Genomic DNA, 19,367 nt, shown 5'->3' on the forward strand with positions numbered 1-19,367 from the left:
GATTCTACCCGCATTAGCCCTTGAGGGCGCGTGCATGATGTTGCAAGTGGTCGTCAATGAAGCTCGCGATGAAGAAATAGCTGTGGTCGTAGCCCGGTTGCAGACGCAATGTCAGCGGATGGCTCGCTTGTTTTGCCGCTTGTTGCAGGGCTTCGGGTTTCAGCTGTTTTTCAAGGAAGTCGTCGCGATCACCTTGATCAACCAGCAGCGGCAATTGTTCATCCGCTTCAGCGATCAGTGCGCAGGCATCCCACTCCTTCCACTTCGAACGGTCTTCGCCCAGATAACGCGAGAATGCTTTCTGCCCCCACGGGCAATCCATCGGGTTATTGATCGGCGAAAAGGCTGACACCGATTGGTAACGTCCCGGGTTGCGCAACGCACAAACCAACGCACCGTGGCCGCCCATGGAGTGGCCGCTGATGCTGCGTTTGTCCGACGCGGGGAAATGCGCTTCAACCAGTGAAGGCAACTCCTGCACGACATAGTCATGCATCCGATAGTGACGCGACCAAGGTTCCTGCGTGGCATTCAGATAGAAGCCGGCACCGAGACCGAAATCCCAGGCGCCATCCGGATCGCCCGGCACATCCGGGCCACGCGGACTGGTGTCGGGCGCGACGATGATCAGACCAAGCTCAGCGGCCATGCGCTGGGCGCCGGCCTTGTGCATAAAGTTCTCGTCGGTGCAGGTCAGGCCGGACAGCCAGTACAGCACCGGCAATTTGCCGCCCTGCTCCGCTTGCGGCGGCAGGTACACGGCGAACACCATGTCGCAACCGAGCACATCGGAGCGATGGCGGTAACGCTTGTGCCAGCCGCCAAAACTTTTCTGACAGGAGATGTTTTCCAGGCTCATGTAAAGACTCCTACGCGGTCACGGCAACACGCCTCAACGACGTGTCGCCATATCCCGGCGATTGATCAGAAATGAATGACGGTACGGATGCTCTTGCCTTCGTGCATCAGGTCGAACGCTTTGTTGATGTCTTCCAGGCCCATGGTGTGGGTGATGAAAGTATCCAGCGGGATCTCGCCGTTTTGCGCCATGTCGACATAGCTTGGCAACTCGGTACGGCCGCGCACGCCGCCGAATGCCGAACCGCGCCAGACGCGACCGGTCACCAACTGAAATGGACGGGTAGCGATTTCCTGGCCGGCACCGGCGACACCGATGATTACCGACTCGCCCCAACCTTTGTGGCAGCACTCAAGCGCGGCGCGCATCAGTTGCACGTTGCCGATGCATTCGAAGGAGAAGTCGACGCCGCCATCGGTCATGTCGACGATCACTTCCTGAATCGGGCGATCGAAATCTTTCGGGTTCACGCAGTCGGTGGCACCGAGTTGCTTGGCGATCTCGAACTTGGCCGGGTTGATGTCGATGGCGATGATGCGCGCAGCCTTGGCTTTCACAGCGCCGATCACCGCAGACAGACCAATACCGCCCAGACCGAAGATGGCCACGGTGTCACCCGGTTTCACCTTGGCAGTGTTGAGCACTGCGCCAATGCCGGTGGTGACGCCGCAACCGAGCAGGCAAACCTTTTCCAGCGGTGCATCTTTAGAAATTTTTGCTACGGAGATCTCCGGCAGTACGGTGTATTCCGAGAATGTCGAAGTACCCATGTAGTGGAAAATCGTTTCGCCCTTGTAGGAAAAACGCGAAGTGCCGTCCGGCATCAGACCTTTGCCCTGAGTTGCGCGAATCGCCTGACACAGGTTGGTCTTGCCCGACTTACAGAATTTGCACTGACCGCATTCCGGGGTGTACAGCGGAATCACGTGATCGCCAACGGCAACCGAGGTCACGCCCTCGCCGATCGCTTCAACGATGGCACCACCTTCGTGGCCAAGGATCGACGGGAAGATGCCTTCCGGATCAGCACCGGACAGGGTGTAGGCGTCAGTGTGGCAAACACCGGAGGCGACGACGCGCAGCAATACTTCACCGGCCTTGGGCATGGCGACATCGACTTCTACGATTTCCAGCGGCTTTTTGGCCTCGAAGGCAACGGCGGCGCGCGACTTGATCATGCTGACTCTCCAGTGAATCCAATGAATAAAAAAACCAGACAGCGAGTGTAGTTCAGCGCTGGCTGATGAATAATCCGGACAAATGCAAAATATTATTGCCGTACAGGGATAATCCAATGTCCGAGAACCGCTGGGAAGGCATCGACGAGTTCGTCGCCGTCGCCGAGTGCAGCCAATTCACCGCTGCGGCCGAACGCCTTGGGGTTTCTTCCTCCCACGTCAGTCGACAAATCGTACGACTGGAAGAGCGTTTGCAGACGCGTCTGCTCTATCGCAGTACCCGCCGGGTGACGCTGACCGAGGCCGGGCAGACGTTCCTCCAGCATTGCCAACGTTTGCAGGATGGTCGTGAGGAAGCATTGCGCGCGGTCGGCGACCTGACCAGCGAACCGAAAGGCATGCTGCGCATGACCTGCGCGGTGGCATACGGCGAACGCTTTATCGTGCCGCTGGTGACGCGGTTTATGGGGCTGTATCCGCAGTTGCGCATTGATATCGAACTGAGCAATCGCCAACTTGATCTGGTGCATGAAGGGCTGGATCTGGCGATTCGGTTGGGTCGGTTACAGGACTCGCGCTTGGTCGCCGCACGGCTGGCACCCCGGCGCATGTACCTATGTGCATCCCCGTCCTACCTCGAACGGTATGGACGCCCACACAGTTTGTCGGAATTGAGTCGGCATAATTGCCTGATCGGCAGCTCGGACATCTGGCAACTGGAACAGAACGGGCGGGAATTTTCTCAGCGGGTGCAGGGAAACTGGCGCTGCAACAGTGGGCAAGCGGTGCTGGACGCGGCGTTGCAGGGCGTCGGGTTGTGTCAGTTGCCGGATTATTACGTGCTGGAGCACTTGCACAGTGGCGCGTTGATTTCGCTGCTGGAGGCGCATCAGCCGCCGAATACGGCGGTGTGGGCGCTGTATCCGCAGCAGCGGCATTTGTCGCCGAAGGTGCGCAAGTTGGTGGATTTTTTGAAGGAGGGGTTGGCTGAGCGGCCGGAGTATCGCAGCTGAGTTATGCGTCGCTTGGGCTATCGCTTTCGCGAGCAAGCCCGCTCCCACATTTGATCGCAGTTACCTGTCGAACACAGTCAAATGTGGGAGCGGGCTTGCTCGCGAAGGCAATCTGACAAACGCCACAACACTCAGCGGCGATTCGCCCAACGCTGCCGCAACCACTCCAGATCTTCCGGCCGCGTCACCTTGAGGTTATCCGCCCGCCCTTCGATCAGTCGCGGCTTCAGCCCCGCCCACTCCATCGCCGATGCTTCATCAGTAATCACGGCATCTGCGACCAAGCTGTCCGCCAGCGCCCGATGCAACGCCCCAAGACGAAACATCTGCGGCGTATACGCCTGCCAAATCACGCTGCGATCGACGGTTTCAAGCACACGACCGTGCTTGTCGACCCGCTTCAACGTGTCGCGTGCCGGCACGGCGAGCAAACCGCCGACCGGGTCATCCATCAGTTCAGCAAGTAACTTGTCGAGATCATCGCGACTCAGATTCGGCCGCGCCGCATCGTGCACCAGCACCCAATCGTCATCATCGGCACCCTGCGCATGCAAGTGCAGCAAGGCATTGAGCACCGAAGCCGATCGCTCGGCCCCGCCGTCAACCCGCTGAATTCGCGAGTCGCTTGCGCACGCCAGGTTCGGCCAGTAAGGATCATCAACAGCAAGACTGACCACCAACCCTTGCAGGCTTGGGTGATCGAGGAAACAGCCGAGGCTGTGTTCGAGAATTGTGCGTCCGCCCAGTTGCAGGTATTGCTTGGGACGATCCGCGGCCATTCGGGCACCGACGCCCGCGGCAGGAATCACGGCCCAGAAGGCCGGCAGGGAATTGATCATTGGGCCAACTGGTAAAGGGTTTCGCCGTCCTTGACCATGCCCAACTCATGGCGAGCACGTTCTTCAACGGTCTCCATGCCTTTCTTCAGCTCGCTGACTTCAGCGTCCATCACCCGATTGCGCTCCAGCAGGGCTTCGTTCTCGGCGTGTTGATCAGCAATCTGCTGATTCAGCTCGGCGACTTGCGCCAGACTGCCATTGCCCACCCACAGGCGGTACTGCAGACCGGCCAGCAGCAAGAGCAAAACGAGAAACAACCAGTAGGGACTGCGCATCGAATATCAGGTATCCAGTGAAAAAAGACAGCCATGCCAAAACTTTGAAGCATCTGATAGCACGAAGCCTGGAAGATCCAGGCTTGTGCATATAAGGCATCAGATTAGTGGCAAATCCATCGCTGTCACGACTTTTCCGACACAATCCGGTGTCTTTTTACCATCTACGGCTTAACCGCGAAACTCGGAGCGACCGTTGTACTTGGCTTTGCCATTCAACTGCTCTTCGATACGCAGCAGTTGGTTGTACTTGGAAACACGGTCGGAACGGCACAGCGAACCGGTTTTGATCTGGCCAGCCGAGGTGCCCACAGCCAGGTCGGCGATGGTCGAATCTTCGGTTTCGCCCGAACGGTGCGAGATCACAGCAGTGTAACCGGCAGCCTTGGCCATCTGGATGGCTTCCAGCGTTTCGGTCAGGGTGCCGATCTGGTTGAACTTGATCAGGATCGAGTTGGCGATGTTTTTATCGATGCCCTCTTTCAGGATCTTGGTGTTGGTGACGAACAGGTCGTCGCCTACCAGTTGCACCTTCTCGCCGATCTTGTCGGTGAGGATTTTCCAGCCAGCCCAGTCGGACTCGTCCAGACCGTCTTCGATCGAGATGATCGGATAACGTTCGGTCAGGCCCTTCAGGTAATCAGCGAAACCTTCAGCGGTGAACACCTGGCCTTCGCCGGACAGGTTGTACTTGCCATCTTCGTAGAATTCGCTCGCCGCGCAGTCCAGCGCCAGGGTCACGTCAGTGCCCAGCTTGTAACCTGCATTGGCAACTGCTTCGGAGATCACTTTCAGCGCGTCTTCGTTCGAGGCCAGGTTCGGTGCGAAACCGCCTTCGTCGCCAACGGCAGTGCTCAGGCCACGGGCCTTCAGCACAGCTTTCAAGTGATGGAAAATCTCGGTGCCCATGCGCAGACCTTCCGAGAAAGACTTGGCGCCAACCGGCTGCACCATGAATTCCTGGATGTCGACGTTGTTATCGGCGTGCTCGCCACCGTTGATGATGTTCATCATCGGCACCGGCATCGAGTAAACACCCGGAGTGCCGTTGAGGTTGGCGATGTGTGCGTACAACGGCAGATCCTGATCCTGTGCAGCAGCCTTGGCCGCAGCCAGGGACACGGCGAGGATGGCGTTGGCGCCCAGGGTCGCTTTGTTTTCGGTACCGTCGAGCTTGATCATCGCGTGATCCAGCGCTTTCTGGTCGCTTGGGTCGGTGCCCAGCAGCAGATCGCGGATCGGGCCGTTGATGTTGGCGACTGCTTTCAGTACGCCTTTGCCCAGATAACGGCTCTTGTCGCCATCACGCAGCTCGAGCGCTTCACGCGAGCCAGTGGATGCACCGGACGGCGCGCAAGCGCTGCCGATGATGCCGTTGTCGAGAAGCACATCCGCTTCCACGGTGGGATTGCCACGGGAGTCGAGAACTTCACGACCTTTGATGTCGACGATTTTTGCCATTGTTGTAAACACTCCAAAGTTGACGAAAACGACGCAGCTAGAGGAAATCTTTTTACCGTCGGCAAGTGGTGTGCAGCGGGCAGCTTGCAGACGACAACGCACATGCCCGAGGGCATGTGCGACAAATCGTGCGGTACTTTACCGGAGAATTGAGTGTTACGCGGTTTCTACCGTCGGAAAACTCTTCACCAGTTCGTCCAAAGCTTTGAGCTGGGCCAGAAATGGCTCCAGTTTGTCCAGACGCAAGGCGCAAGGGCCGTCGCATTTGGCGTTGTCCGGATCCGGATGCGCTTCGAGGAACAGACCCGCCAGCGACTGGCTCATGCCGGCCTTGGCCAGATCCAGCACCTGCGCACGGCGACCGCCAGCGGAGTCGGAACGACCGCCAGGCATTTGCAGCGCGTGGGTCACGTCGAAGAAAACCGGATACTCGAACTGCTTCATAATGCCGAAGCCGAGCATGTCGACCACGAGGTTGTTGTAGCCGAAGCTCGAACCACGCTCGCAGAGGATCAGTTGGTCGTTACCCGCTTCCACGCACTTGCTCAGGATGTGTTTCATTTCCTGAGGCGCGAGGAACTGGGCTTTCTTGATATTGATCACTGCGTTGGTCTTGGCCATCGCGACGACCAGATCGGTCTGGCGCGACAGGAAGGCCGGCAGTTGAATGATGTCGCAGACCTCAGCGACGACCGCAGCCTGATCAGGCTCGTGGACGTCGGTGATGATCGGTACGCCGAAGGCTTGTTTGATGTCCTGGAAGATGCGCATGCCTTCTTCCAGGCCAGGGCCACGATACGAATGCACAGAAGACCGGTTGGCCTTGTCGAAACTAGCCTTGAACACGTAAGGGATACCGAGTTTTTCGGTGACCTTTACGTACTCTTCGCAAACCTGCATGGCCATGTCACGGCTTTCCAGCACGTTCATGCCGCCGAACAGCACCATGGGTTTGTCGTTGGCAATCTCGATGTCGCCGACGCGGATGATCTTCTGTGCCATCGGGGTTACGCCTTCTTCTGGTGTTGAGCCAACGCTGCTTTGACGAAACCGCTGAACAGCGGGTGGCCATCGCGTGGTGTCGAGGTGAACTCTGGGTGGAACTGGCAAGCAACGAACCATGGGTGATCGGCCGCTTCTACCACTTCAACCAGCGCTGCGTCAGCCGAGCGACCGGAGATTTTCAGGCCGGCTTCGATCAGTTGTGGCAGCAGCTTGTTGTTCACTTCGTAACGGTGACGGTGACGCTCGACGATCACATCCTTGGCGTAGCAGTCGTGCACCTTGGAGCCGGCTTCAAGCAGGCATTCCTGAGCGCCGAGGCGCATGGTGCCGCCCAGATCGGACGCTTCGGTACGCACTTCAACAGCGCCGGTCGCGTCTTCCCATTCGGTGATCAGACCCACAACCGGGTGGCCGCTGGCGCGGTCGAACTCGGTGGAGTTGGCGTCTTTCCAGCCCATCACGTTACGGGCGAACTCGATGACCGCCACTTGCATGCCGAGGCAGATGCCCAGGTATGGAACCTTGTTCTCACGAGCGTACTGAACGGCGGTGATCTTGCCTTCCACGCCACGCAGACCGAAGCCGCCCGGTACGAGGATCGCGTCGACACCTTCGAGCAGCGCGGTGCCCTGGTTTTCGATGTCTTCGGAATCGATGTAACGCAGATTGACCTTGGTGCGGTTGCTGATGCCGGCATGACTCATCGCTTCGATCAGCGACTTGTAGGCGTCCAGCAGCTCCATGTACTTGCCGACCATGGCGATGGTCACTTCGTGTTCCGGGTTCAGCTTGGCGTCAACCACCGCTTCCCACTCGGACAGATCAGCGCTGCCGCACTGCAGACCGAAACGCTCAACGACGAAATCGTCCAGACCCTGCGAGTGCAGGATGCCCGGGATCTTGTAGATGGTATCGGCGTCTTCCAGCGCGATCACCGCACGTTCTTCAACGTTGGTGAACTGAGCGATCTTGCGACGCGACGAGATGTCGATCGGGTGATCGGAACGGCACACCAGCACGTCTGGCTGCAGGCCGATCGAACGCAGCTCTTTCACCGAGTGCTGGGTTGGCTTGGTTTTGGTCTCGCCGGCAGTGGCGATGTACGGCACCAAGGTCAGGTGCATCAGCATCGCGCGCTTGGCGCCGACTTCGAAACGCAGTTGGCGGATCGCTTCGAGGAACGGTTGCGACTCGATGTCACCGACGGTGCCACCGATTTCAACCATCGCCACGTCAGCGTCGCCAGCACCCTTGATGATGCGGCGCTTGATTTCGTCGGTGATGTGCGGAATCACCTGGATGGTTGCACCCAGGTAATCACCACGGCGCTCTTTGCGCAGCACGTGTTCGTAAACACGGCCAGTGGTGAAGTTGTTGTTCTGGGTCATGGTCGTGCGGATGAACCGCTCGTAGTGGCCCAGGTCCAGGTCGGTCTCGGCGCCGTCGTGGGTGACGAACACTTCGCCGTGCTGGAACGGGCTCATGGTGCCCGGGTCAACGTTGATGTACGGATCCAGCTTCAGCATGGTGACCTTAAGTCCCCGCGCCTCCAGGATGGCTGCCAATGAAGCCGATGCAATGCCTTTCCCCAAAGAAGAAACAACACCGCCCGTGACGAATATGTAGCGCGTCATGAAAAACCCTAGAAGTCTGCGTTAAAGCGGTCCGAGCCGCCGGGGGAAGCGAAGGAAGGCCGAAGCCCCCGATCACCTGCATTAATCACAGTGCACCTTTCAAAAAAACCGCCGCGTTGGGACAGACCGGCAGATGAAACACCGGTACGTTGCTCGCTACACATTTTTTGGAATCGCCCAGCAAAGACTGCTTGGTAATCGGCAACTCCTGCAATTCAGGCGAATCCACAGAAGTTGTATCAAGAAGGGAGCGTAGTCTACCGGAATGCTCCTTTCAGCTCAAACCCAGATCTTCGCCTGATGGCTGCCAATGCAATTTCCAGCCGTACTGCCCATTGCCATCAAGCCCCGGCAGGTTCGCCACCGCGAGCAATTCGTCACCGCGAAACAGCAGCGGCAATCTGCCACGCACAAAACCCGGCACCGCGCGCTCATTGAGCAGGCGTTTGAGATCACGATGACCGCGATCCGCCAGATGCATCACTTCGCCGCCCTGACGATAGGCGATACGCAATGATCCGCAAGGCGTCTGCACGTCGAACATGACACGACCATTATCGGCCAAGCGTAGCGGTGAAGACGGCACTTGCCAGTCGGCGCCGATCATCGGCGTGCGCAACCAGTGGCCGCTGAGCCACCACACACGTCCGGCGCTGCGATGCAATTCGCCATTGGCCAGACGCCAGATAGGCGAAGCATCGGAAGCCGCTTCGCAAAGATCCGTCCAACCCGACCAATGGTCGCTATCCGGCAGTTGGGTGAAGGCTTCGAGCCAATGACTGATCGCGTTGCGTTGACGGGCGGCAGACAGTGCGGCGAGTGGCGCCAGTTCCAGCGACGGCAAACCCAGCCATTCGAAATCGTGCGGGGTGTTCGCCTGTGTCAGATCGATTTGCGCCAGTTCATCAAGCAGCCCCTGCGCCTCTCGCAGATGCGCGGCGCTGCGGGCCATGCTCGCCTGCGCTTGCGGCCAGCGCCCGGTCAGCAGCGGCATGACCTGATGGCGCAGATAGTTGCGCGAGAATTGCCGATCCTGATTGGACGGGTCTTCGATCCAGGTTAATTGATGTGTCTGCGCGTACGCTTCCAGTTCGGCGCGGGAGATGTCCAGCAGCGGCCGAACCAGCGTGCCCTGCCCTACTGGCCGCTGCGCCGGCATCGCGGACAATCCGCGTACACCGGCGCCGCGCAATAAGCGGAACAACAGCGTTTCCGCCTGATCATCGCGATGCTGCCCGGTCAGCAACAGATCATTGGTCTGCGTCAGCGCACTGAACATCGCGTAACGCGCATCCCGTGCTGCTCGCTCCAGACTCGCACCCGGTTGCACCGTAACCTGCTCGATCAGCAGGGGCACACCCATCGCATCGCAAACGGCTTGGCAATGTTGTGGCCAAGCATCAGCCGCAGCCTGGAGGCCGTGATGGATATGGACAGCGCTTAGCGGCGGGAAGGAATCGGATTTTGCCAGAGAGGCCAGCAGATGCAGCAGGACGGTGGAATCAAGACCACCAGAGAAGGCGATACGCCAATGAGCGGCATTGCGCCAGGGCTCAAGATTCACCAGAAGCCGTGAAGGCAAATCAATCATGGACTGGCGCATATTCAACTCTTTGCCCCAAAACAAATGTAGGAGTGAGCCTGCTCGCGATAGCGGTGTGACAGCCAACACATTGGTTGAATGTTACGCCCTCATCGCGAGCAGGCTCACTCCTACAGGGGTACCGCGTTCGACTTAGAGGCCGTAGCTCATCAGTCGATCATAACGGCGCTTCAACAGCGCTTCGTTATCGAACTTCTTCAGCATCGCCAGTTGCGAGCTCAGCTCGGCACGGATCGAAGCAGCGGCAGTCGCCGGATCACGGTGGGCGCCGCCCAGAGGCTCGCCAATCACCTTGTCGACAATGCCCAGGCCTTTCAGACGCTCAGCGGTGATGCCCATCGCTTCGGCAGCATCCGGCGCTTTTTCGGCGGTTTTCCACAGAATCGATGCGCAACCTTCCGGCGAGATCACCGCGTAGGTCGAGTACTGCAGCATGTTCAACTGATCGCAGACACCGATCGCCAACGCACCGCCGGAACCACCCTCACCGATAACGGTGGCGATGATCGGGGTTTTCAGGCGCGACATCACGCGCAGGTTCCAGGCGATCGCTTCGCTCTGGTTGCGCTCTTCAGCGTCGATCCCAGGGTAAGCACCCGGGGTGTCGATGAAGGTCAGGATCGGCATTTTGAAACGCTCGGCCATCTCCATCAGACGGCACGCCTTGCGGTAGCCTTCCGGTCGCGGCATGCCGAAGTTGCGGCGAACCTTCTCGCGCACTTCGCGGCCTTTCTGGTGGCCGATGATCATCACCGGCTGGTCGTCCAGACGGGCGATACCGCCAACGATAGCGGCGTCGTCAGAGAAGTGACGGTCGCCGTGCAGTTCGTCGAACTCGGTGAAGATGTGCTCGATGTAGTCGAGGGTGTACGGGCGTTTCGGGTGACGCGCCAGGCGTGCGATCTGCCAGCTGGTCAGCTTGCCGAAGATGTCCTCGGTCAGCGTTTTGCTCTTGTCCTGCAGGCGGGAGATCTCATCGCCGATATTCAGCGAATTGTCATTACCGACCAAGCGCAACTCTTCGATCTTGGCTTGCAGGTCGGCGATCGGCTGTTCGAAATCTAGAAAATTCGGGTTCATAGGCGTCCGTCTTGGGTCGAGTCCCAAATAAGCTTGGGCCGGCCGGTTGTCTATTCGCGCCCTACCTTAAGGGAGAGGCGCGCTGAGGTCGAGATTAAAAATTCAGGTTTCGGGCAAGTGCAATGATGGCGCTCGCCGGTCAACGGTATTGGAGGAAGACGTTGTCTCGCCCGAACTGGTCACGCAGAGCCTGAATCAAGGCATCCGCCGGGTCGATTCGCCACGTCTCGCCAAACTGCAGCAAGGTCTTCGCATCAGGGCTGGTGTACTCCATGGTCACCGGGCACGCGCCGCGATGGCGCTTGAGCAAATCACCCAACCAGCGTAGCTGATCGCCTTTCAGATCCTGGGTTTGCAGCTTCAGGCGCAGGCTCTCGGCAAGGTTGGTGCGCGCATCTTCCATGCTCATCACACGCTTGACCCGCAGGCGCAGGCCACCGGAGAAGTCATCGTTGCTGACCTCGCCTTCAACCACCACCATCGCGTCGGTCTGCAACAGCGACTGCGCGGAGTGGAACGCATCGGCGAACAGCGACGCCTCGATTCGCCCCGAACGGTCGTCGAGGGTGATGAAGCCCATCTTGTCGCCCTTTTTGTTCTTCATCACCCGTAGGGCAATGATCATCCCGGCCACGGTCTGCGTGTCACGCGCCGGTTTCAGGTCAATGATGCGCTGACGGGCGAAACGGCGGATCTCACCTTCGTATTCGTCGATCGGGTGACCGGTCAGGTACAGGCCCAGGGTGTCTTTTTCACCCTTGAGGCGTTCCTTGAGGGTCAGCTCTTTGGCTTTGCGATGCACCGCGTAAACGTCGGCGTCTTCCTCGACGAACAAGCCGCCAAACAGGTCGGCGTGGCCGCTGTCGTGGGTGCGCGCCGTCTGCTCGGCGGATTTGATCGCTTCTTCCATCGCGGCCAGCAGCACCGCGCGGTTGCGGTCGATGTTGGCCTGATAAGCCTTTTGCTCTTCATGGAAGAACGGGCCGAGACGATCCAGCGCACCGCTGCGGATCAAACCGTCGAGGGTGCGCTTGTTGATGCGTTTGAGGTCGACGCGGGCGCAGAAATCGAACAGATCCTTGAACGGCCCGTTCGCGCGCGCCTCAGTGATCGCCTCGACCGGGCCCTCGCCCACACCCTTGATCGCGCCGAGGCCATAAATGATGCGGCCTTCGTCGTTCACCGTGAACTTGAATTCCGAGGTATTCACATCCGGCGCGTCGAGACGCAGCTTCATGGTGCGAATTTCTTCGATCAAGGTCACGACCTTGTCGGTGTTGTGCATGTCCGCCGACAGTACCGCGGCCATGAACGGCGCCGGGTAGTGGGTCTTCAGCCATGCCGTCTGGTACGAAACCAGACCGTATGCAGCGGAGTGAGACTTGTTGAAGCCGTAACCGGCGAATTTTTCCACCAGGTCGAAAATGTTACCGGCAAGGTCGGCTTCGATATTGTTGGTCTTGCAACCTTCAATAAAACCGCCGCGCTGCTTGGCCATTTCTTCGGGCTTTTTCTTACCCATCGCCCGACGGAGCATGTCCGCACCGCCGAGGGTGTAACCGGCCATGACCTGGGCAATCTGCATCACCTGTTCCTGATACAGGATGATGCCGTAGGTCGGTGCCAATACCGGCTTGAGGCCTTCGTATTGATAGTCGGAGTGCGGATACGCCAGCTCGGCGCGACCGTGCTTACGGTTGATAAAGTCATCAACCATGCCGGATTGCAGCGGGCCCGGACGGAACAGGGCCACCAGTGCGATCAAGTCTTCCAGGCAGTCGGGCTTGAGCTTTTTGATCAGCTCTTTCATGCCTCGCGACTCAAGCTGGAACACCGCGGTGGTTTCAGCTTTTTGCAACAGCGTGTAAGTCGGTTTGTCGTCGAGCGGAATGAACGCGATGTCCAGTGGCGGCTCGTCGACCTTGGCGCGGTCGCGGTTGATGGTCTTCAGCGCCCAGTCGATGACCGTCAGCGTCCGCAGACCAAGGAAGTCGAACTTCACCAGACCGGCGGCTTCAACGTCGTCCTTGTCGAACTGGGTTACCAGACCGTCACCAGCCTCGTCGCAATAGATCGGCGAGAAGTCGGTCAGTTTGGTCGGCGCGATAACCACACCACCGGCGTGTTTACCGACGTTACGCACCACGCCTTCGAGCTTGCGCGCCATCTCCCAGATTTCGGCGGCCTCTTCATCGACCTTGATGAAGTCACGGAGGATTTCTTCCTGCTCGTAGGCTTTTTCCAGAGTCATGCCGACTTCGAACGGAATCATCTTCGACAGACGATCCGCCAGACCGTAAGACTTGCCCTGCACCCGCGCCACGTCGCGCACCACAGCCTTGGCGGCCATGGAACCGAAAGTGATGATCTGGCTTACCGCGTTGCGCCCGTATTTCTCGGCCACGTAGTCGATCACGCGGTCACGACCGTCCATGCAGAAGTCGACGTCGAAGTCGGGCATCGATACCCGTTCCGGGTTAAGGAAACGTTCGAACAGCAGGTCGTATTCCAGCGGATCAAGGTCGGTGATCTTCTGCACGTAGGCCACCAGCGAACCGGCACCCGAACCACGGCCAGGGCCTACCGGCACGCCGTTGCTCTTGGCCCACTGGATAAAGTCCATAACGATCAGGAAGTAACCGGGGAAGCCCATCTGGATGATGATATCCAGCTCGAAATTCAAGCGATCTACATAGACCTGACGCTTGGCTTCGTAGTCTTCGGTGGTGTCTTTGGGCAGCAGCACCGCCAAGCGCTCTTCGAGACCGTCGAAGGAGACTTTGCGGAAATATTCGTCGATGGTCATGCCATCGGGGATCGGGAAGTTGGGCAGGAAGTGCGTGCCCAGTTTCACGTCGATGTTGCAGCGCTTGGCGATCTCGACGGTGTTTTCAATCGCGTCGGGAATATCGCTGAACAGCTCGATCATCTCCTCGGCGCTTTTCAGGTATTGCTGATCGCTGTAATTCTTCGAACGGCGCGGATCGTCGAGGGCGCGGCCCTCACCGATGCAGACGCGGGTTTCGTGGGCGGCAAAGTCTTCCTGCTTGATGAAGCGCACATCGTTGCTCGCCACCAGCGGCGCGCCGAGTTTGTCGGCCAGCGCCACGGCGCCGTGCAGTTGTTCTTCATCGTTGGGACGTTTGGTGCGCTGGATTTCCAGATAGAAGCGATCCGGGAACACCGCCATCCATTCGCGCGTCAGGGCCTCGGCTTCAGCCGGGTTGCCACTGATCAGGGCCAAGCCGATCTCACCTTCTTTGGCGGCGGACAGCATGATCAGGCCTTCGTTGGCTTCAGCGACCCACTCACGCTCGATGATGATCATGCCGTTGCGCTGACCTTCGATGAAGCCGCGCGAGATCAACTCGGTGAGGTTGCGATAGCCCTTGGCGTTCATCACCAACAGGCTGAGCCGGCTCAGCGGCGCGTCCGGGTCTTTGTTCGACAGCCACAGGTCGGCGCCGCAGATCGGCTTGATGCCGGCGCCCATGGTGTTTTTATAGAATTTGACCAGGGAACACATGTTGTTCTGGTCGGTGACCGCGACCGCCGGCATGTTCATGGCGGTCAGCGCCTTGACCAGCGGCTTGATCCGCACCAGCCCGTCGACCAGCGAGTATTCAGTGTGCAGGCGTAGATGAACGAATGAAGCCGGCATAGTGATCCTGTCCAGTTACATAGAGACAACAAGGCCCGGATTGTACCGGGCCTCGAACAAAACATCAGCCTTGCGACTAAACCTGCGTCAGGCCTTCCAGCGCTTCGTAAGCCAGACGCACCGGGGCAAACGAGCGCCGATGAATCGGTGTCGGGCCCAGACGTACCAAGGCTTCCAGATGAACGGGCGTCGGGTAGCCTTTATGGCCGCCGATGCCGTAACCCGGGTAGATCAATTCAAACGCAGCCATTTCACGGTCACGACTGACCTTGGCCAGAATCGACGCGGCAGCAATGGCCGGCACCTTACCGTCGCCCTGCACCACCGCTTCAGCGCGCATCGGCAAGTGTGGGCAGCGGTTGCCGTCGATCATCGCCAGTTTCGGCTGAATATGCAGGCCGGCGACCGCGCGCTGCATGGCGAGCATGGTGGCGTGAAGGATGTTCAGTTCGTCGATTTCTTCGACTTCGGCGCGGGCAATACACCAGCTCAGCGACTTCTCGATGATCTCGTCGTATAGCTTTTCACGCTTGGCTTCGGTGAGTTTCTTCGAGTCGTTGAGACCGAGAATCGGCCGATTCGGATCGAGGATCACCGCCGCCGTCACCACTGCACCGCACAACGGGCCGCGACCGACTTCATCGACACCGGCCACCAGTTCTTCGACTTCGGCGACCAGGGTGAAATCCAGGCCCATCTGCATGCTTGTCTTGCTCATTGTTTTTGACCGATCAGGTTAAGGACGGCGTCCGCCGCCTGATTGGAGGCATCCCGGCGCAGGGTGCGGTGGATCTCGTCGAAACCGCGCGTCTGCTCCTCACCGCCCTCGATCAGCGGCGACAAGGTCTGGGCCAGCGCTTCGACCGTCGCATCATCCTGCAATAATTCTGGCACCAGCAGACGCTGGGCGAGCAAGTTCGGCAAGGACACGTACGGGCTCTTGACCATGCGCTTGAGAATCCAGAACGTCAGCGGTGCCAAGCGATAGGCGACCACCATCGGCCGCTTGTACAGCAGCGCTTCAAGGGTCGCGGTACCGGAAGCGATCAACACGGCGTTGCACGCGGCCAGAGCCAGATGGGATTTGCCGTCGAGCAAGGTCACTGGCAGATCGCGGCCGGCGAGCAGCTCTTCAAGCTGCGCGCGGCGCTCGGCATTGGCGCAAGGAATGACGAAACGCACACCCGGGCGCATGCTGCGCAGGCGCTCGGCGGTATCGAGGAACAGCGCGCCAAGTCGCGACACTTCGCCGCCACGGCTGCCGGGCATCAAGGCCACCAGCGGGCCGTCAGGCAAGCCCAACTCGGCACGCGCGGCGGCACGATCAGCCTCCAGCGGAATGGCATCGGCCAGCGTGTGGCCGACGAACCGCACCGGCACGCCCTTCTCTTCGTAGAATTTCGCTTCGAATGGCAGCAGCGTCAGCATCAGATCGCAGCCTTCGCGAATCTTCAGCACACGTTTCTGCCGCCATGCCCACACCGACGGGCTGACGTAATGCACGGTTTTGATTCCGGCCTGACGCAGCTTCAGTTCAATATTGAGGTTGAAATCGGGGGCATCGATGCCGATGAACACGTCCGGTTTCTCGGCGATCAGCGTGGCGATCAGCTCCTTGCGGCGCTTGAGCAACTCACGCAGACGCCCGAGCACTTCTACCAGGCCCATGACCGACAAGCGTTCCATGGGAAAGTAGGAAGTCAGGCCTTCGGCCTGCATCAACGGGCCACCCACACCGATGAACTCGACCGCCGGATGCTGTGCCTTGAGGGCGCGCATCAGACCGGCGCCAAGAATGTCGCCGGAAGCCTCACCCGCCACCAGCGCAATACGCAGACTAGCCATGATCAGCGAGTGATGCCGCGAGTCGACGACTGGATCGAGTCACGGAAAATCGCGACTTCCGGGAATTGCGCCGCCGGTTCTGCCAGCTCAGCCAGTGCCTGCTCGACCGTCAGGCCTTGGCGGTACACGGTTTTGTAGGCGCGACGCAGGGTGTGGATCGCGTCTTCGCTGAACCCACGACGGCGCATGCCTTCGAAGTTCATGCTGCGCGCCTCCGCCGGGTTGCCGAATACCGTCACGAACGCCGGAACGTCCTTGCCGATCGCCGTGCCCATGCCGGAAAAGCTGTGGGCGCCGATGTGGCAATACTGATGTACGAGGGTGAAACCGGAGAGGATCGCCCAGTCATCAACGTGCACATGGCCAGCCAACGCGGTGTTGTTGACCAGAATGCAGTTGTTGCCGATGACGCTGTCGTGACCGATATGGGCATAGGCCATGATCAGGTTGTGGTCGCCCAGCGTCGTTTCCGAACGATCCTGAACGGTGCCACGGTGAATGGTCACGCCTTCGCGGATGACGTTATGGTCACCAATCACCAGACGGGTTTCTTCACCTTTGTATTTCAGATCGGGCGTGTCCTCGCCTACCGAAGAAAACTGGTAGATGCGATTGTGCTTACCGATGCGGGTCGGGCCTTTAAGAATTACATGGGGCCCGATCACGGTACCCTCGCCGATTTCCACACCGGCGCCGACGATCGACCACGGGCCGACCTCGACACCGTCAGCCAGAACGGCCGACGGATCGATGATTGCGCGAGGGTCAATCAAACTCATAGCTTGCGTTCCGCGCAGATGATTTCAGCCGAGCAGACCGGCTTGCCGTCGACCGAAGCCTGGCATTCGAATTTCCAGATCTGACGCTTGCAGCTGAGGAACTTGGCTTCAAGGATCAACTGGTCGCCTGGCAACACAGGCTGGCGGAAGCGCAGCTTGTCGGAACCGACGAAGTAGTAAAGCGTGCCGTCGGCAGGCTTCACATCAAGCATTTTGAAACCGAGGATCCCGGCAGCCTGAGCCATTGCTTCGATGATCAATACACCCGGCATGATTGGATGCGCAGGGAAGTGACCATTGAAGAACGGTTCATTGATGCTGACATTCTTGTAGGCGCGAATGCGCTTGCCTTCAGTGTCCAATTCCACCACCCGATCCACCAGCAGGAACGGGTAACGGTGAGGCAGGTATTCGCGAATCTCGTTGATGTCCATCATTTCGGGGGGAAGCCTATGTAAAGATTGGGAGCGCGACTGACGCGCACTCCTCTAGCAAATCAAGGAGGCAGTCTAGAGGCTGTGCACACTTGATATGGAAATGGTATCAGCCATCTGATGAAGCATTGCCGTCAGGGGTCACTTCCCCTACGCGCTTTTCCAGCTGTTTCAAACGTCGCGCGATGTCATCGAGCTGACGAATACGGGCCGCGCTTTTGCGCCATTCGGCCGCCGGTTGCATGGCTGTACCGGATGAGTAGGCGCCTGGCTCGGTAATCGAGTGGGTCACCATGGTCATCCCGGTGAGGAAAACGTTGTCGCAAATATCAATGTGTCCAACCAGACCGACACCGCCAGCGAGCATGCAATGCTTGCCGATCTTGGTGCTGCCGGAGATCCCGACACACGCGGCCATGGCGGTGTGATCACCGACCTGAACGTTGTGCGCGATCTGAATCTGGTTATCGAGTTTCACGCCATTGCCGATCACGGTATCGGCCAGCGCGCCGCGGTCGATAGCGGTATTCACGCCAATCTCTACGTCGTCGCCGATGGTCACGCCACCGATCTGGGCGATTTTCTGCCAGATGCCCTTCTCGTTGGCAAAGCCGAAGCCCTCACCACCGAGCACAGCACCGGACTGAATCACCACACGTTTGCCGATGCGCACGTCGTGATACAGGGTCACGCGGGGCGCGAGCCAGCCGCCTTCACCAATTTCACTGCGCGCACCGATAAAGCAGTGGGCGCCCAAGGTCACCTCAGCAGCGATACGCGCACCGGCTTCGATCACTACAAACGGGCCGATGCTGGCGGTTGGATCAACCACCGCGTCGTCCGCAATCACTGCCGACGGGTGGATACCCGCCGCAGCTTTTGGTTTGGGATCGAACAAGTGCGAGATACGTGCGTAGGCCAGATAAGGATCCGGCACCACCAGCGCATTTCCGGCAAAGCCTTCAGCATCAGCTTCTTTGAGCAATAGCGCTGCCGCCTGCGAACCTGCCAGGAATTTGCGATATTGAGGGTTTGCCAGAAAGCTCAACTGAGCTGGGCCAGCCTCTTGCAAAGTGGCTAGCCCAGTAATTTGCTTCTCCGGGTCGCCACGCAGGGTGGCGCCGAGGAACTCGGCCAACTGGCCGAGCTTGATAGTCACGGTCATGGGTTACTTCAGCTGATTCATGCGCTCGATAACCTGGCGCGTGATGTCGTACTGAGGCTTGACATCGATCACTGCGCCACGCTCGAACACCAGATCAAAACCACCTTTCTTGATGACTTCTTCCACTGCGCCATCCAGCTTCGGCTTCAGTTGCTTGAGCATTTCGCGGTCAGCAACAGCTTTGGCTTCGTTCAGTTCTTTGGACTGGAACTGGAAGTCACGGGCCTTTTGCTTGAATTCAAGCTCCAGACGCTCGCGCTCGCCCTGCTGCATTTTGTCGCCACCGGCCATCAGACGATCCTGAATGCCTTTGGCGCTGCTTTCCAGAGTCTTCAGTTTGGTCAGTTGCGGACCGAACTTCTTCTCGGCATCAACGGCGTACTTCTTGGCCGCGTCCGATTCCAGCAAAGCCATCTGATAGTTCAGAACAGCGATTTTCATGTCGGCGAAAGCCGGGCCTGCCACCAGTACGGAGGCCAGGAGAACCAATTGAGTCAACTTACGCACGATGCACTCCTACAAAATCCATTGTCGTT

General features: G+C 58.9%; 17 protein-coding genes. 1 reads left to right on the forward strand and 16 read right to left on the reverse strand.

The genetic code is table 11. The features are described 5' to 3' along the window. Positions 1-13 precede the first annotated feature (13 nt). Positions 14-859: an S-formylglutathione hydrolase gene (fghA, locus tag ACZZ0D_RS18405; protein WP_463553958.1), complete on the reverse strand. Its 846-nt coding sequence runs from the start codon at positions 857-859 to the stop codon at positions 14-16. Positions 860-924: 65 nt separating this feature from the next. Continuing rightward, a complete protein-coding gene (locus tag ACZZ0D_RS18410; protein ID WP_463553959.1) occupies positions 925-2,037 on the reverse strand; it encodes an S-(hydroxymethyl)glutathione dehydrogenase/class III alcohol dehydrogenase in 1,113 nt (370 codons plus the stop codon). Positions 2,038-2,153: 116 nt separating this feature from the next. Between ACZZ0D_RS18410 and ACZZ0D_RS18415 the strand changes: the two genes are divergently transcribed. Beyond that, positions 2,154-3,050 (forward strand): LysR family transcriptional regulator, encoded by an 897-nt coding sequence (locus ACZZ0D_RS18415; protein WP_212549600.1) that lies wholly within the window; start codon positions 2,154-2,156, stop codon positions 3,048-3,050. A gap of 131 nt (positions 3,051-3,181) precedes the next feature. Here the strand turns inward: ACZZ0D_RS18415 and ispD are convergent, their stop codons facing one another. From ispD to ACZZ0D_RS18485, 14 genes are all read right to left on the reverse strand, one after another. After that, positions 3,182-3,889 carry a 2-C-methyl-D-erythritol 4-phosphate cytidylyltransferase gene (gene ispD / locus ACZZ0D_RS18420; RefSeq protein WP_053117650.1) on the reverse strand — a complete coding sequence of 236 codons (708 nt, stop codon included), beginning with the start codon at positions 3,887-3,889 and terminating at the stop codon, positions 3,182-3,184. Further along, the gene (ftsB, locus tag ACZZ0D_RS18425) at positions 3,886-4,164 is read right to left on the reverse strand and encodes a cell division protein FtsB (RefSeq protein WP_003222158.1); all 279 of its coding nucleotides are present in this window, start codon (positions 4,162-4,164) and stop codon (positions 3,886-3,888) included. The genes ispD and ftsB overlap by 4 nt, the downstream gene beginning before the upstream one ends. Before the next feature lie 171 nt (positions 4,165-4,335). Beyond that, on the reverse strand, positions 4,336-5,625 hold the full coding sequence (eno, locus tag ACZZ0D_RS18430; protein ID WP_007908839.1) for a phosphopyruvate hydratase: 1,290 nt from the start codon (positions 5,623-5,625) through the stop codon (positions 4,336-4,338). Positions 5,626-5,781: 156 nt separating this feature from the next. Next, positions 5,782-6,627 carry a 3-deoxy-8-phosphooctulonate synthase gene (gene kdsA / locus ACZZ0D_RS18435; RefSeq protein ID WP_008081720.1) on the reverse strand — a complete coding sequence of 282 codons (846 nt, stop codon included), beginning with the start codon at positions 6,625-6,627 and terminating at the stop codon, positions 5,782-5,784. A 5-nt stretch (positions 6,628-6,632) separates the two neighbouring features. Beyond that, entirely contained in the window at positions 6,633-8,264 is a 1,632-nt protein-coding gene (locus ACZZ0D_RS18440) for a CTP synthase (protein WP_053117648.1), read from the reverse strand. Positions 8,265-8,538: 274 nt separating this feature from the next. Further along, positions 8,539-9,867 carry a tRNA lysidine(34) synthetase TilS gene (gene tilS, locus ACZZ0D_RS18445; RefSeq protein ID WP_463553960.1) on the reverse strand — a complete coding sequence of 443 codons (1,329 nt, stop codon included), beginning with the start codon at positions 9,865-9,867 and terminating at the stop codon, positions 8,539-8,541. A gap of 132 nt (positions 9,868-9,999) precedes the next feature. Beyond that, entirely contained in the window at positions 10,000-10,947 is a 948-nt protein-coding gene (locus ACZZ0D_RS18450) for an acetyl-CoA carboxylase carboxyltransferase subunit alpha (RefSeq protein WP_016985086.1), read from the reverse strand. A 139-nt stretch (positions 10,948-11,086) separates the two neighbouring features. Continuing rightward, positions 11,087-14,608 (reverse strand): DNA polymerase III subunit alpha, encoded by a 3,522-nt coding sequence (dnaE, locus tag ACZZ0D_RS18455; protein ID WP_463553961.1) that lies wholly within the window; start codon positions 14,606-14,608, stop codon positions 11,087-11,089. Positions 14,609-14,684: 76 nt separating this feature from the next. After that, positions 14,685-15,311 carry a ribonuclease HII gene (gene rnhB, locus ACZZ0D_RS18460; protein ID WP_159813170.1) on the reverse strand — a complete coding sequence of 209 codons (627 nt, stop codon included), beginning with the start codon at positions 15,309-15,311 and terminating at the stop codon, positions 14,685-14,687. Positions 15,312-15,322: 11 nt separating this feature from the next. Next, positions 15,323-16,453, reverse strand: coding sequence for a lipid-A-disaccharide synthase (gene lpxB, locus ACZZ0D_RS18465; RefSeq protein WP_463553962.1), 1,131 nt, complete (start codon positions 16,451-16,453; stop codon positions 15,323-15,325). 2 nt (positions 16,454-16,455) lie between these two features. Further along, complete coding sequence (gene lpxA, locus ACZZ0D_RS18470; RefSeq protein ID WP_159813095.1) at positions 16,456-17,232, reverse strand: acyl-ACP--UDP-N-acetylglucosamine O-acyltransferase; 777 nt, start codon at positions 17,230-17,232, stop codon at positions 16,456-16,458. Then, positions 17,229-17,669, reverse strand: coding sequence for a 3-hydroxyacyl-ACP dehydratase FabZ (fabZ, locus tag ACZZ0D_RS18475; protein WP_053117635.1), 441 nt, complete (start codon positions 17,667-17,669; stop codon positions 17,229-17,231). The genes lpxA and fabZ overlap by 4 nt, the downstream gene beginning before the upstream one ends. 106 nt (positions 17,670-17,775) lie before the next feature. Beyond that, entirely contained in the window at positions 17,776-18,831 is a 1,056-nt protein-coding gene (gene lpxD, locus ACZZ0D_RS18480; protein WP_053117633.1) for a UDP-3-O-(3-hydroxymyristoyl)glucosamine N-acyltransferase, read from the reverse strand. A 3-nt stretch (positions 18,832-18,834) separates the two neighbouring features. Next, complete coding sequence (locus ACZZ0D_RS18485; protein WP_042557882.1) at positions 18,835-19,338, reverse strand: OmpH/Skp family outer membrane protein; 504 nt, start codon at positions 19,336-19,338, stop codon at positions 18,835-18,837. Positions 19,339-19,367 lie beyond the last annotated feature (29 nt).

Source organism: Pseudomonas sp. AC193, assembly GCF_979258075.1.

What these genes read in the sequence shown, in the direction of transcription:
- fabZ (WP_053117635.1), bottom strand. Translation starts at nt 17,669, where the DNA reads ATGATGGACATCAACGAGATTCGCGAATACCTGCCTCACCGTTACCCG.
- ACZZ0D_RS18410 (WP_463553959.1), bottom strand. Translation starts at nt 2,037, where the DNA reads ATGATCAAGTCGCGCGCCGCCGTTGCCTTCGAGGCCAAAAAGCCGCTG.
- ispD (WP_053117650.1), bottom strand. Translation starts at nt 3,889, where the DNA reads ATGATCAATTCCCTGCCGGCCTTCTGGGCCGTGATTCCTGCCGCGGGC.
- kdsA (WP_008081720.1), bottom strand. Translation starts at nt 6,627, where the DNA reads ATGGCACAGAAGATCATCCGCGTCGGCGACATCGAGATTGCCAACGAC.
- eno (WP_007908839.1), bottom strand. Translation starts at nt 5,625, where the DNA reads ATGGCAAAAATCGTCGACATCAAAGGTCGTGAAGTTCTCGACTCCCGT.
- ftsB (WP_003222158.1), bottom strand. Translation starts at nt 4,164, where the DNA reads ATGCGCAGTCCCTACTGGTTGTTTCTCGTTTTGCTCTTGCTGCTGGCC.
- ACZZ0D_RS18415 (WP_212549600.1), top strand. Translation starts at nt 2,154, where the DNA reads ATGTCCGAGAACCGCTGGGAAGGCATCGACGAGTTCGTCGCCGTCGCC.
- lpxB (WP_463553962.1), bottom strand. Translation starts at nt 16,453, where the DNA reads ATGGCTAGTCTGCGTATTGCGCTGGTGGCGGGTGAGGCTTCCGGCGAC.
- dnaE (WP_463553961.1), bottom strand. Translation starts at nt 14,608, where the DNA reads ATGCCGGCTTCATTCGTTCATCTACGCCTGCACACTGAATACTCGCTG.
- lpxD (WP_053117633.1), bottom strand. Translation starts at nt 18,831, where the DNA reads ATGACCGTGACTATCAAGCTCGGCCAGTTGGCCGAGTTCCTCGGCGCC.
- tilS (WP_463553960.1), bottom strand. Translation starts at nt 9,867, where the DNA reads ATGCGCCAGTCCATGATTGATTTGCCTTCACGGCTTCTGGTGAATCTT.
- ACZZ0D_RS18450 (WP_016985086.1), bottom strand. Translation starts at nt 10,947, where the DNA reads ATGAACCCGAATTTTCTAGATTTCGAACAGCCGATCGCCGACCTGCAA.
- ACZZ0D_RS18440 (WP_053117648.1), bottom strand. Translation starts at nt 8,264, where the DNA reads ATGACGCGCTACATATTCGTCACGGGCGGTGTTGTTTCTTCTTTGGGG.
- rnhB (WP_159813170.1), bottom strand. Translation starts at nt 15,311, where the DNA reads ATGCAGATGGGCCTGGATTTCACCCTGGTCGCCGAAGTCGAAGAACTG.
- lpxA (WP_159813095.1), bottom strand. Translation starts at nt 17,232, where the DNA reads ATGAGTTTGATTGACCCTCGCGCAATCATCGATCCGTCGGCCGTTCTG.
- fghA (WP_463553958.1), bottom strand. Translation starts at nt 859, where the DNA reads ATGAGCCTGGAAAACATCTCCTGTCAGAAAAGTTTTGGCGGCTGGCAC.